This is a genomic window from Cellvibrio sp. UBA7661, from assembly GCA_002483365.1.
Taxonomy (GTDB): Bacteria; Pseudomonadota; Gammaproteobacteria; order Pseudomonadales; family Cellvibrionaceae; genus Cellvibrio.
In genome coordinates this window covers 218,711-231,686 of record DLHT01000017.1, presented here as the reverse complement: position 1 = coordinate 231,686, position 12,976 = coordinate 218,711, and the positions used below count along the sequence as shown (strand labels likewise).

At 46.0% G+C, this 12,976-nt stretch carries 12 protein-coding genes; 3 read left to right on the top strand and 9 right to left on the bottom strand.

Features of this window, described 5'->3' with window-relative positions; genetic code table 11:
- Window positions 1-53: 53 nt before the first annotated feature.
- Together edd and pgi are read right to left on the bottom strand one after the other, a co-directional pair.
- Window positions 54-1,892, bottom strand: a complete 1,839-nt coding sequence (edd, locus tag B2739_RS14220) for a phosphogluconate dehydratase (RefSeq protein ID WP_331346512.1) — start codon at window positions 1,890-1,892, stop codon at window positions 54-56.
- A 199-nt stretch (window positions 1,893-2,091) separates the two neighbouring features.
- Window positions 2,092-3,753 carry a glucose-6-phosphate isomerase gene (gene pgi / locus B2739_RS14215; protein WP_331346511.1) on the bottom strand — a complete coding sequence of 554 codons (1,662 nt, stop codon included), beginning with the start codon at window positions 3,751-3,753 and terminating at the stop codon, window positions 2,092-2,094.
- Window positions 3,754-4,285: 532 nt separating this feature from the next.
- Between pgi and B2739_RS14210 the strand changes: the two genes are divergently transcribed.
- Complete coding sequence (locus tag B2739_RS14210) at window positions 4,286-5,365, top strand: beta-N-acetylglucosaminidase domain-containing protein (protein ID WP_331346510.1); 1,080 nt, start codon at window positions 4,286-4,288, stop codon at window positions 5,363-5,365.
- Here B2739_RS14210 and B2739_RS14205 read toward each other — a convergent pair whose 3' ends face one another.
- On the bottom strand, window positions 5,366-6,034 hold the full coding sequence (locus B2739_RS14205; RefSeq protein WP_331346509.1) for a carboxylesterase: 669 nt from the start codon (window positions 6,032-6,034) through the stop codon (window positions 5,366-5,368).
- 242 nt (window positions 6,035-6,276) lie between these two features.
- Here B2739_RS14205 and ppnN point away from each other — a divergent pair, with 242 nt between their 5' ends.
- Window positions 6,277-7,689 (top strand): nucleotide 5'-monophosphate nucleosidase PpnN, encoded by a 1,413-nt coding sequence (gene ppnN / locus B2739_RS14200; protein WP_331346508.1) that lies wholly within the window; start codon window positions 6,277-6,279, stop codon window positions 7,687-7,689.
- A 303-nt stretch (window positions 7,690-7,992) separates the two neighbouring features.
- Here the strand turns inward: ppnN and B2739_RS14195 are convergent, their stop codons facing one another.
- Window positions 7,993-8,568, bottom strand: coding sequence for a DUF2214 domain-containing protein (locus B2739_RS14195; RefSeq protein WP_331346507.1), 576 nt, complete (start codon window positions 8,566-8,568; stop codon window positions 7,993-7,995).
- Between the two features lie 131 nt (window positions 8,569-8,699).
- On the opposite strand from B2739_RS14195, the gene B2739_RS14190 reads away from it, so the two are divergent.
- Complete coding sequence (locus B2739_RS14190) at window positions 8,700-8,843, top strand: hypothetical protein (protein ID WP_331346506.1); 144 nt, start codon at window positions 8,700-8,702, stop codon at window positions 8,841-8,843.
- A gap of 237 nt (window positions 8,844-9,080) precedes the next feature.
- On the opposite strand, the gene tadA is transcribed toward B2739_RS14190, so the two are convergent.
- From tadA to pdxH, 5 genes are all read right to left on the bottom strand, one after another.
- Window positions 9,081-9,617: a tRNA adenosine(34) deaminase TadA gene (gene tadA / locus B2739_RS14185; RefSeq protein WP_331346505.1), complete on the bottom strand. Its 537-nt coding sequence runs from the start codon at window positions 9,615-9,617 to the stop codon at window positions 9,081-9,083.
- A gap of 3 nt (window positions 9,618-9,620) precedes the next feature.
- Window positions 9,621-9,896, bottom strand: coding sequence for a DUF1653 domain-containing protein (locus B2739_RS14180; RefSeq protein ID WP_331346504.1), 276 nt, complete (start codon window positions 9,894-9,896; stop codon window positions 9,621-9,623).
- Window positions 9,897-11,105 (bottom strand): CoA transferase, encoded by a 1,209-nt coding sequence (locus B2739_RS14175; RefSeq protein WP_331346503.1) that lies wholly within the window; start codon window positions 11,103-11,105, stop codon window positions 9,897-9,899. It abuts the gene before it with no gap.
- A 190-nt stretch (window positions 11,106-11,295) separates the two neighbouring features.
- Entirely contained in the window at window positions 11,296-12,273 is a 978-nt protein-coding gene (locus tag B2739_RS14170) for an NAD(P)H-quinone oxidoreductase (RefSeq protein WP_331346502.1), read from the bottom strand.
- On the bottom strand, window positions 12,273-12,917 hold the full coding sequence (gene pdxH, locus B2739_RS14165; RefSeq protein WP_331346501.1) for a pyridoxamine 5'-phosphate oxidase: 645 nt from the start codon (window positions 12,915-12,917) through the stop codon (window positions 12,273-12,275). Before pdxH ends, B2739_RS14170 begins: the two co-directional genes overlap by 1 nt.
- Window positions 12,918-12,976: the final 59 nt, after the last annotated feature.

Genomic DNA, 12,976 nt, shown 5'->3' with positions numbered 1-12,976 from the left:
GTTTAGAAACGAAGACCCCGAACAAAAGTCCGGGGTCGGGATTTAACGGTTTATCACCAGTTAAATACAGTAGCTCCTTCTTCGGCCAAGCCCACAGTGGCACGCAACGGAGCAAATAATTCACGCCCCATGCCGTAGTGAACAGCCGATAAATCACATTGCGCTGGCTGGCGGGATTTCAATTCATCTTCACTCACCAAAATCTGAAGCGTACCTGCTTCAGCATCCAACTCAATCATATCGCCATCGCGAATCAAACCTATTGGCCCATTATCCAGGGCTTCCGGTGTCATATGAATTGCTGCCGGAATTTTACCAGACGCACCCGACATGCGACCATCAGTCAATAATGCAACTTTGAAACCACGGTCTTGCAATACCCCCAGAGGAGGCGTCAGCTTGTGCAACTCTGGCATCCCACAGGCTTTAGGCCCCTGAAAGCGCACGACAGCAACAAAATCTTTTTCCAAATCACCACGCTTAAATGCAGCCTGTAACTCTTCCTGACTATGGAACACGATTGCTGGCGCAGTTACTTTACGATGATCGGGTTTGACCGCAGAGATTTTGATCACTGAGCGACCAATATTGCCTTTCAATAACTTCATTCCACCTTCAGGCGCAAAGGGTTTAGAAACTGGACGCAGAACTGCATCATCAAGACTTTCCTGCACAGCTTCGCGCCATACCAGCTCGCCATTTTCCAAAAACGGCTCCTTGGTGTAAGCAGCCAATCCGGTACCGCCCATGACTGTCTTTACATCTTCGTGGAGTAAACCCGCATTGCGCAGTTCACGCATCAGGAAGCCCATGCCGCCGACAGCTTGGAAACGGTTAATGTCAGCCAGACCGTTTGGATAAATACGGCACATAAGCGGAATTATATCTGAAATGTCAGACAAATCCTGCCAGTTAATTTGCACGCCAGCTGCTCGGGCAATAGCAACAATGTGCATCGCATGGTTGGTTGAGCCGCCGGTTGCCATTAAACCTACGATACCGTTAACAATAGACTTTTCAGTGACTATGTCTGAAAGCGTAACAACCTCATCACGAGTGATACGTGCCAACTGATGGACAGAGGCGCGAGTTAAGGCATCGCGCAGTGGAGTATAAGGGTTAATGAATGTGCTTCCGGGTAAATGAACTCCCATAATTTCCATCAGCATCTGGTTCGTGTTGGCGGTACCGTAAAAGGTACAGGTACCTGCACTGTGGTATGAAGCGCTTTCGGCCGCCAACAGCTCTTTGCGCCCCACTTTACCTTCAGCGAACAACTGACGCGCTTTGGCTTTTTCAGCATTAGGCAATCCGGGAGTCATAGGTCCAGCAGGGATAAAAATAATGGGTAACTGGCCGAAAGACAGAGCCCCCATCATCAAGCCTGGAACAATTTTGTCACAAACTCCCAGACAGATAGCACCATCAAACATATCGTGCGACAGCGCAATAGCCGTACCCATGGCGATAACATCGCGACTAAACAGCGACATCTCCATGCCCGGAAACCCTTGGGTTACACCATCGCACATCGCAGGCACACCGCCGGCCATCTGTGCAGTCATACCCATTTCTTTAGCTGCAGCTTTAATGGGCTCCAGATATTCACCATAGGGCACATGGGCAGACAACATCTCGTTATACGCACTCACAACACCCAAATTAGGGGCCTGCCCTTCAGCCAAAGCTTCTTTATCAGCACTATTACAGGCAGCAAAACCGTGCGCGAGGTTGGCGCAACCCAAGTGATGGCGCGCAGGACCTTTACTACGGAATTTATTGACGCGCGCAAGATAGGCGGCGCGAGTATCGCGGCTACGGACGATAATTCGCTCAGTAATAGCGACCAGTCTGGGATCTGTATTGGGTTTTACAGCTGAAACGTCTGTCATGTGAATACCATTGCTTTTGGGGCTATACCTACCGCAAACCATAGATTTGCAACCGAGGTGCTCAACTTTTACGCTAACAACAGCCAGGCTTTAGTCTGTGTACAAACAAAATACCAGCCAGGGTTAGCGTGTTGCGCCAGGTGCATTGCCCGACGCTTATGATCTACTTAAACCAGAGGCAATAACCGCCCCTAAATAGTTACGCACCTTTCATGCGCTTATAAAAATCAATCAAGTTACGGGTTGAAGCATCATGCTTGGGGTTAGTCGCTTTACCAGTATCCAGCTCCGGCTGTATCCCCGCAGCAAGCACTTTGCCCAACTCCACACCCCATTGATCAAAGGAGTGAATTCGCCAAATGATACCTTGTACAAAAATTTTGTGCTCATAGAGCGCAATCAAAGCACCTAATGAACGAGCATCTACTTTGTTCAGAAGGAAAGTGTTGGTGGGTCGATTACCACGATGCACCTTGTGCTCAACGATCTCTTCAATGCGCTCTGCACTGACACCTTTGGCGGAAAGTTCACGGCGCACCTGATCTGCATCAATACCCAGCATTAATGCCTGGGTCTGGGCAAAGAAGTTAGCCATCAAGGCGTCGTGATGCCCTTCAACCTTCACTGTTGGCGCAATCGAGCCGATGAAGTCCGCAGGAATAATATCGGTACCCTGATGCAGCATTTGATAGAAGGCATGCTGGCCATTAATACCAACCTCTCCCCATACCAACGGCACACTGCCATAAGTAATTTCTTCACCTGCCCAATTGACGGACTTACCATTACTCTCCATTTCCGCTTGCTGCATATAAGCAGGGAAACGATGCAAACATTGGTCATATGGCAGCAGTGCATGGGCAGGATAGCCGAGGAAATTGCGATTCCAGATACCTACCAACGCCAGCATTACCGGAGCATTTTCAGCCAGGGGAGCTGTTTGGAAATGTTGATCCATCTCATAAGCGCCTTGTAGCAGCTCATCGAATAACGCGTAGCCGAGGAACAACACAATTGGCAAGCCAATGGCGGACCACAACGAGAAGCGCCCCCCCACCCAATCCCACATGTCAAAAATATTCTCTTCTGCTATTCCGAATGCCGTAACCAGCTTGCGGTTGGTTGATACCGCCACAAAGTGCTTGGCAATAGCAGCTCTATCACCCGCCGCCTTCATAAACCATTGCTCGGCAGTACGAGCGTTGGTCATGGTTTCCTGCGTGGTAAAGGTTTTGGAAGATATAACGAACAAGGTGGTTTCTGGATTCAAACCAGACAACACGTCAGAAATCTGCACTCCATCTATGTTGGATACAAAGTGCATATTAAAACGCTTATCGCTGTAATCCTTGAGCGCCTCACACACCATCAAGGGGCCCAAATTGGAACCGCCGATACCAATGCTCACGATATCGGTAATGGTTTTGCCCGTGTAACCAGTCCAGGCACCTGAACGCAATTTCTCACTCAGCTTGCGCATACGCTCCAGCTCAGCGTCAATTGCAGGACGAGCATCAGCACCATCGATGATAATAGGCTTACTAGATTTATCGCGCAGGGCAACGTGCATCACGGCACGGTCTTCCGTGGCATTAATATGATCGGCAGCAAACATCTTGCTGCGCCAGCCTTCAACGTCAGACTCTTTAGCCAATGCCAAAAGCGCTGCCTTGGTTTCATCAGTAATCAGGTTTTTAGAGTAATCGAACAAAAAGGAGGGAAGCGACAGGGAAAACTTATCAAACCGCGCATCATCGGCTGCAAACAAATCTTTCAGGTGTTGGGGTTTCATTTGCGCCGCATGGGCTTCAAGTGTTTTCCAAGTGGGCAAGTCGGTAGGACGCACAACAGGGTTAGTCATTTCTACTCCACAAACAAAAAGTGCATTAGGTGCTACCCCTATCATCAGGTGATGCACCTAAAACAGGTGGTTGATTCCTATTTCAGCTTCTTTTTCGTTGTCAGGTCTGCGCCTTTTTATAAACAACTGCGATGAAGCCAACCGCAAAATGCCATTACCGTTTGGGTTATTGTGACCTTGGCAAGATAACAGGAGACCAAGCAAAACCTGCCTGACCTGCTCGCCTCTTCTACATTACTGAAAACTGGACACCTTGAAGAAGGAAGGATAACCTTCCTACAACATTTCCAAGTTGCGCGAGACCATCCTAGATTTTATTAATTACGCGCAATTCAAGCTTGAAATGAAAGACTGCAAATAAACGTACTCGAAAGATATGCCAGACCTTGCCCTCTCCAGATACGCAAAAACAGTGTAAATAATGCGAATTTGCCCAGCACAAAAAGGCCGCTATGATAGGCAGATGGGTTTTTGGTGTCAATTCAAGTGCTATGTTCGCCGAATCTAATTCACGCTACAGAAATAACCCTCTATGTATAAAAACCATTCAACACCATGCGGCATAATCGAAGGATTTTTTGGCCGAGCCTGGAGCTGGGAAGATCGCAAAAATTACGCGCAATTTCTCGCGCAACATCAGTACGATTTTTACATTTATGCACCAAAAAGTGACAAAAACCTGCGTCGCGAATGGCAGCAAGACTGGCCTGCTGATGTAAAAAATTTGCTCATCGAACTGCGCCAGGTTTATAGCCACAAGCAAGTCAGTTTTGGGGTCGGCCTAAGCCCCCATGAAATTTATCTGGACAACTCCCGCGATCAACGCGCGCACCTCATCAATCGCATTCGGGACATTAATGAATTACAGCCTGATATTCTGTGCATTCTGTTTGATGACATGCGCGGCGATATTCCCAAATTAGCCCAAATCCAGATTGACATTGCCCATCAGGCAGCAGAAATCAGCACCGCAAAAAAAATTATTTTTTGTCCTACCTACTACAGTTTTGATCCTGTATTGGAAAAAGTATTTGGCCAAATGCCCGCAGATTACTGGCATACGTTTTCCAGAAATTTGGATTCAGGAATTGATATTTTCTGGACTGGCGAAAAAGTCTGCTCACCCAATTACTCTGTTGAACACCTTGCGACGGTGACAGAATTGCTCGGCAGGAAACCGTTTTTGTGGGACAACTATCCTGTTAACGATAGCGCCATAAAATCCAATTTATTGCAGCTGCGCGCATTCGACCAAAGCCATAGCCTACTCAACGGAAAATTAGCCGGCCATGCTGTTAACCCTATGAATCAACCCTGGCTTTCACAGCTACCTCTCGCCAGCTTGCCGTTTGCCTATCGCAATCCACAAACATACAACCCAACACTGGCATTTACTCACATTGCAACAACATTATGCGGAGAAGAATTAGCCCGACAATTGGAACAAGATCTTTATTTACTTCAAGATCAAGGCTTAAAGAAATTAACAGACAATCAAAAAACTGAACTGCGCGCACGCTATCAACAATTTGCCAATAGTCATTACGCGCAAGAAATTATCGACTGGCTAGATGGAAAATACGAATTTGATCCTGCATGCCTCACGGATTGATTATTTGATTAATATCGCCTGAATCCAACGCGATATAGCCGCAATTTGCTGAAAGCATACGGTATGCTCCATTGAATAGGATTCGAATTGCACGTTGCAACCATGCTCTTGTAAAAAGTGATATGCGCGCTGCCCCAACACCTCAGGCACTACAGGATCTGCATTGCCGTGCTGAATCAAAATTGGAATATTTTTATTTACAGACTGAATTTCTACACAGGAAGACGTCGCAAAATAACTCGATAATATCAGCAATCCAGCGAGCGGCTTATCGCTCGTCAAACCCGTATGATAAACAACTGCACCACCTTGGGAAAAACCCACCAAAATAATGTTTTCACTCGTTACGCCGCGTTCAATTTCACGATCAATTAATAACTTTACGGCATCAGCACTCGCGATTAATTGCTTTTCATCTACACGGCGATCAAGATTCATTTCCAAAATATCGTACCAAGCGGGCATAACGTAACCACCATTAATGGTCACAGGAATACTGGGGGCATGCGGAAATATAAAGCGTACCGATAGCGAATCAGGCAAATGTAACTCCGGCACCAAGGGTGCAAAATCATTGCCGTCAGCCCCCAAACCATGCAACCAGATCACGCTCGCAGTAACAGGTAATTGCGGCTGGGTGACTTTTTCAACACAAGGTAAATATTTCATAATGACTCTCTTCATTAATACGTACGGCAACAATATATGCCGCTATAAATTCCGGTACACTTTCTTGAAGCCAATTTTGTTTAAATTTCGTTCTAATTTTTCGTTAATTTGTCATCTTGATAGCAATCACGCATTTGAGCAAGCCCATGTTCAGGCATAACAGCCAAAATAACACTACACTTGAATAAACAGCCAACAATCCAGCACCCAGAATTACTGCATCGATGATGCTAAGGACTACCATGAGTAACTTGAATCCCAATACACCCATTCTTCACGAATCAGGCGCATACAAAACAGTCAACGCGCTGATTTCTCCACTTGACCAATTAAACGTCCTATCTAAGGTCGAAGTCGCCAAATTACTCGACTCTAGCCAAAGCGGTCTTTATAAATTATTCCGCAACTGTTCACTTGCCGTACTTAACACAGGTAATGACCTGGATGACGGCAAAGAGCTTTTGGAACGTTACAAAGATTTTGATATCAGTATTGTGCAAGAAGAGCGAGGCATAAAACTCGCCGTAAAAAATGCACCAGCAAATGCTTTTGTCGATGACAAAATGATCCGCGGTATTAGCGAACACTTATTCACCGTATTACGCGATGTGATTTACAACAACGATGAGTTAAATGGCAATGCGAAATTCGACATGCATACATCGGAAGGAATTACCGATGCAGTTTTCCATATGTTGCGCAATGCCAATTTATTAAAAGCGGGATTAGATCCCAATTTGGTTGTTTGTTGGGGGGGGCACTCCATAAACCGCATCGAGTATGACTACACCAAAGAAGTAGGTTATCAATTAGGTTTGCGCGGTCTGGATATTTGCACTGGCTGCGGCCCTGGCGCAATGAAGGGGCCAATGAAAGGAGCCACCATCGGACATGCAAAACAGCGCATCAACAATGGCCGCTACATAGGTATTACAGAGCCCGGCATTATTGCCGCTGAAGCTCCCAACCCTATTGTGAATCAATTGACAATCATGCCCGACATTGAAAAACGGCTTGAAGCATTTGTAAGGTTAGGACACGGCATTATTGTATTTCCAGGTGGTGCCGGAACTGCAGAAGAGATTCTTTATATCCTTGGATTATTATTGCATCCGGATAACAAAAATATTCCTTTCCCGCTGATATTTACTGGCCCGAAGGACTCAGCTGAATATTTCTCACGCATCGATAAATTTATTGGCGATACCTTAGGAGATGAAGCGCAAGCGCACTACAAAATCATCGTTAATGATCCCGAAGCTGTTGCACAAGAAATGAAAGAAGGTATTAAAAAAGTACGCGAATTCCGCAAACAAAGTGATGATGCCTACTATTTCAATTGGCAATTAAAAATCAGCCCCGATTTGCAGCAACCGTTTATGCCAACCCACGAAAACATGCGCAATCTGGAGCTTCATAAAAACCAACCCGTCAACCAGCTGGCTGCAAACTTACGCCGCGCGTTTTCCGGTATTGTTGCTGGCAATGTAAAAGAAGAAGGTATTTGTGCAATTGAGAAATATGGCCACTTTGAATTGCATGGCGATTACGAAATTATGCATCCTGTTGATGAGTTGCTTGAATCTTTTGCACGTCAAAACCGGATGAAATTGCCAGGCAGGGCCTACATCCCCTGCTATAAAGTTATAAAGTGATGGATTGAATAGATCATCCAGCTATAGGCTGTAGTCAATGTCTCACAAAAAGTAGCGACTTTTGCGACTATTCCGCTGCCATGTCCAGACGCATAATGGCTACATCAAGGAAGTAGACAATGATGTGATCTGGCCAGGCAAGGTCAATGGATGCGCCCACCTGTTAGGGACGCGATGTCGGACGACATCAAAGGATTGCACTAGCGCAGGAGGAAAGGCGGTCAGGGATTCGAAAAGAAAGTCGATGCAAATTGACTACTTCTACTTAGGGATAGTATCTGTACGGGGGCGCTTATGCGCCCCCTACTCATTTAGAGAGCACGAAAAATCCATCGTTTTACGCATACTTCGCAAGACTTCCCCCGCAACAATACAAGCGCTGATCAATACCAATCCATATATCGCCATCACAAAACCATAGTTCGCAGTGTGATTCCAGGGGCGCGCGATACCCAAGTAGCAAGAGAATAGCCAGGACACTGATGAAATGGCTCCCGTCAACACTACCAATACCTGTGTTAGTGAAGGTTGACCAAGCAATCCATGCGCGGAAATCACACGGGGAAAGCTGAAATAATGCAAGGTGATGCCATTCACCGTCAGAATTCCGACCACGGTGAATTTGGCCCAGAGTTTTTCGTTTTGTAGATAATGCTGTGGATCTTCCATATATCCGACCAGCACAAGTGCCAATCCAGAAATCCATAAGACTACTAATGCTACAAACACCAGATTTGCAGCCTTGATCAAGTCATTTATAACGTCGGCCGGAAGGCTTCTCCCTCTTGTTTTGGCTAATGCCATATCCTGGATCAACAGGACACCTACCGCGACACAAGCGGCCAATAGGTGAGCATATACAATCAGGGTTTTTGTCATCGTCATCCGCGCCTTTTTGCTGTTTTATAAAACGCTTTACCCGTAATCGCACCATTGAACAGGTATAGGTGTACACCTCATCCTGAACATCGGGGCAATACAAAACATCGAATAACAACTGGGTAATAGGAATGAAAGGCAGTCTTGTTGCATTGGCGCAACAAGCAGACCTTGATCTTGCGTTCTCTTTGACAATGCTAGTGGTTGCAGCACCGGCCACTTTATTGGCGCGAATGATTGTTTCTTATTTTTGTAAAAAACTTTCTTATATTTAAAAAATTGTATACCAAAATGAAAATATCTTTCCATCAAAATAAGAGATAATTTTGATGGAAGCCCAATATTTAGCTCAAATAAACAGCAAAATGAGAAAAAACTCAAAAAACACAACAAAAACTATCAGCTGAAATTTTTCAATTCAAATAAACAATAGCAATTATATATACATGAGAGGGTGTTGATGGTTGATGGTTGATATGCACTACACAATAATGCCGACAATGCGATAGAAACTATAATTCTGGTCTGGCACGCTTTTGTTTGCGCTTCTCTTCTCGACGATGGGCAAAAAAGTGGCTGAGCTGATGCTGACACTGATCAGCCAATACGCCCCCTTGATACTCGATGCGATGATTAAAATATTCGCTATCCAATAATCTGGCTTTGCTTATCACCGCCCCCGCTTTCGGTTCTGTTGTACCAAACACCAACCGCTTGATACGCGCATGAACCAACGCGCCAACACACATCGTGCAAGGCTCCAGAGTAACGTAGAGCGTAGCGCCCACTACACGATAATTGTGGATCTTCGCCGACGCTTGGCGCAACGCGACAATTTCTGCGTGTGCGGTTGCATCGTGCAGGGTAATAGGCTGATTAAAACCTTCACCGATTATCTGGTTATCGGCAACTATAACTGCCCCTACAGGAACCTCCCCCAACACCTCACCTTGCGCCGCAAGAGCGATGGCGTGATCCATCCAGCGGATATCCTCCGCAGAAAACGCTTCAGTTTCTGCCGCATTCTTTTCAGCTTGATGATCAGTCACAACTTATTTCCCTACCGTTTGCGACAGATAATTGATTTGTTCTGCCACCGTCAATTCGCGCACAAAACGAAAGCGAGGAATGGTTTCACCTGCAAGCTCAACGGTTTCAGTGAACATCTCCAGTGGACGAACCCACCAGGAATAATCGCCATACAAGCAGCGATAAAACACTACCGGCTCGCGCGTTTCACTGTGATGCGCCACTTGGAAAACAAAATAATCATTGCCTTTGTAATGACGATACAATCCGCTCTTTAACACATCTTGCGTCAATGACATTTAAATTACACCTGCTGATTTTAATGTGTGAATTTTTTCAGACGATAAGTTCAACACCGATTGTAAAATTTCTTGCGTGTGACTACCTACAACACCACCGGGCCACTCGGTACGACCCGGTGTATTTTCCAACTTTGGCAAGATAGCGGGAATTTTTAACGGTTTGCCATTAATTTCCACCTGCTCAAACATTCCACGTTGATTAAAGTGTGGATCAGCAAACATATCCTTCACATTGTAGATAGGTCCCGCAGGAACACGCGCGGCTTCCAACAATTGCAAAATATCATCCGAGTCTTTACTCATACACCATGCGGCAAGTGCATTATCAATTTCCAATTCATGTTGCACACGCCCTGCATTGTTTGCCATGCGTGGATCAGATGCCATTTCCGGATGCCCCGCCACCTCCATTAACCGTTGAAATATTGAATCGCCGTTACCACCAATCACAACGTATTTTCCGTTTTTGCAACGATAAGTATTTGTAGGCACTATGCCCGTAACCGTTGTTCCCGAAGGTTCACGAATAACGCCAGCGCCAGAAAATTCCGGTACAACCGCTTCCATTAAATTAAACATGGATTCATATAACGCAACATCGACCACCTGGCCTTTACCTTCAGGATTTCTTTCACGCTCCAATAATGCCAATGCAATTCCCAGTGCAGCGTGAATACCAGAAATCGTATCGCCAATACTCAAATTAGGCCGCACAGGTGCCTGATCTGGAAAACCATTTACGTAACGGAATCCACTCATACCTTCGCAGACTGATGCAAACCCCGGCTTGCTTGCATAAGGCCCTGTTTGCCCGTAACCGGAAATACGCGCGTAGACAATATCAGGATTCGTTTTTTTTATTTCCTCCGGCCCAAGCCCCCAAGCCTCCATTACACCCGGGCGAAAGTTTTCAATAACCACATCCGCACTATCAATTAATTGTCGTGCGATTTGTTGGGCTTCGGTTTTTTTCAAATCCAGAGTAATGCTTTTTTTATTGCGCCCGATACTGCGCCACCAATGCGATGTGCCATTTTCCAACACACGCCAACCGCGAATAGGATCGCCGTCCGGTGGTTCGATCTTAATTACCTCTGCACCGAAATAACCCAGCATGCAGCCAGCAAAAGGGCCTGCGAGCAATTGGCCAATTTCAATAACGCGAATACCGTCGAGAGGACGGCGGGCTTGCGAAATATTTGTCATTTTTAATTTCCTTACGAAGCACTTAGCTCATTCGATTGCATTCACTATAAAAGACCGTATGAGGCATGGACGACCCACATGGATGTGGGAGGTTTCTCGTAGCGCCTGGAGCGCATAGAGAAGGCCGAATCGAGCCTACAAGGACGTATTTACGGCGTGTCTTATATAGTGAATGCAATCGAATGGGCTTTCACTGTAAATTAAGAACTATTTTCCCAATATGCTGATTCGATTCCATACGCGCATGAGCTTCTGCAACCTGCTCAAATGGAAAAACCGAATCAATAATCGGTTTTATTTTTTGTGCATTCAATAATGGCCATACCTGTGCTCCCAGCTCAGCGGCAATTTTCGCTTTTGCCTGCACCGATTGCGCGCGCAGCGTTGAGCCGGTCAAGGTTAAGCGTTTTAACATTAGCGGCATAAAATCGATTGTTGTTTTACTGCCCTGCAAAAAAGCAATATTCACAATACGTCCGTCTTTCGCAGCAGCTGAAAAGTTACGTTGGATATAATCGCCACCCACCATATCCAAAATGACATTTGCGCCCTGCCCGTTCGATTGCTCTTTAACAGCCGAGACAAAATCCTGTTCACGATAATGAATAGCAACTGCACCAAGTGCAGTAATCGCCGCACATTTTTCCGATGATCCTGCAGTAGCAAATACATCTACCCCCATCGCTTTTGCGAGTTGGATTGCGCAGGTACCAATGCCGCTAGCACCACCATGAACCAACAAGGTTTCACCGGCTTGCACATGTGCACGTTGAACCAGGTTGTGCCATACCGTGAAAAAAGTTTCCGGTAAAGCAGCCGCTTGAACGTAAGAAAATTGATCAGGTATAGGTAGGCATTGCCCAGCTGGGGCTGAAACGTATTCAGCATAACCACCGCCATTTACCAACGCACACACGCGGTCGCCAACCTGCCATTTTTTTACATCAGTACCACATGCAACTACTTCACCCGCTACTTCCAGACCCAAAATAGGCGATGCATCAGCAGGCGGAGGATACAACCCCTGACGCTGCAAAATATCCGGCCGATTAATACCTGCAGCGTATACGCGAATCAATACTTCATCTTTTTTGGGTGTTGGCATTTCGCCTTGGCTAACAAACAACTGCGAGGCGTCACCGGAATTTTTTAAGGCGATAAATTTCATCAGGGTTCCAAACGCTGGATTTTCCATGAGCCATCTGTTTGCAAATTGTATTGCATGCGGTCGTGCAAGCGCGCTGCACCGCCCTGCCAAAATTCAATCTGATGTGGTTTAACACGAAAACCCCCCCAAAAATCCGGCACGGGAATTTCGCCTCTGGCAAATTTATTTTTCATCGATTCAAATTGCTGCATCAATAGCGCGCGCGATGAAATAGGACGGCTCTGTTGGGATGCCCAAGCACCTAATTGGCTGTCGCGCGGGCGGGTAACGAAATATTTCAATACTTCCGTGGTGGATAATTGCTCGGCAACGCCACACACCTTCACCTGCCGCTCTAAAAAATACCAGGGAAAGTGCAAGCTGATTTTAGGATTTTGTTTTAGATCCTGCGCTTTATGGCTGTTTAAATTGGTGTAAAACACAAAGCCTTTTTCATCCATATGCTTGAGCAACACAATTCGCTGCGATGGCTGGCCGGTTTCATCAACTGTTGCAACCGTCATCGCATTAGGGTCAGGAATTCCGGATTCAATCGTCTGTTCCATCCAGCGCTGGAATTGTTCAAAAGGACTCGTTGCAACATCCGTAATATCCAATCCGCCTTGCGTATATTCCCGGCGAAAATCTTCCAGTTTTAATTCCATAAAATATCTCCACCAGATTTATCAATCTGCGTCATATAAACGCCTACACGCGCTCAAAA

Coding starts and splice junctions, on each gene's coding strand:
- edd (WP_331346512.1), bottom strand. CDS start 1,892: ATGACAGACGTTTCAGCTGTAAAACCCAATACAGATCCCAGACTGGTC.
- pgi (WP_331346511.1), bottom strand. CDS start 3,753: ATGACTAACCCTGTTGTGCGTCCTACCGACTTGCCCACTTGGAAAACA.
- B2739_RS14210 (WP_331346510.1), top strand. CDS start 4,286: ATGTATAAAAACCATTCAACACCATGCGGCATAATCGAAGGATTTTTT.
- B2739_RS14205 (WP_331346509.1), bottom strand. CDS start 6,034: ATGAAATATTTACCTTGTGTTGAAAAAGTCACCCAGCCGCAATTACCT.
- ppnN (WP_331346508.1), top strand. CDS start 6,277: ATGAGTAACTTGAATCCCAATACACCCATTCTTCACGAATCAGGCGCA.
- B2739_RS14195 (WP_331346507.1), bottom strand. CDS start 8,568: ATGACAAAAACCCTGATTGTATATGCTCACCTATTGGCCGCTTGTGTC.
- B2739_RS14190 (WP_331346506.1), top strand. CDS start 8,700: ATGAAAGGCAGTCTTGTTGCATTGGCGCAACAAGCAGACCTTGATCTT.
- B2739_RS14180 (WP_331346504.1), bottom strand. CDS start 9,896: ATGTCATTGACGCAAGATGTGTTAAAGAGCGGATTGTATCGTCATTAC.
- B2739_RS14175 (WP_331346503.1), bottom strand. CDS start 11,105: ATGACAAATATTTCGCAAGCCCGCCGTCCTCTCGACGGTATTCGCGTT.
- B2739_RS14170 (WP_331346502.1), bottom strand. CDS start 12,273: ATGAAATTTATCGCCTTAAAAAATTCCGGTGACGCCTCGCAGTTGTTT.
- pdxH (WP_331346501.1), bottom strand. CDS start 12,917: ATGGAATTAAAACTGGAAGATTTTCGCCGGGAATATACGCAAGGCGGA.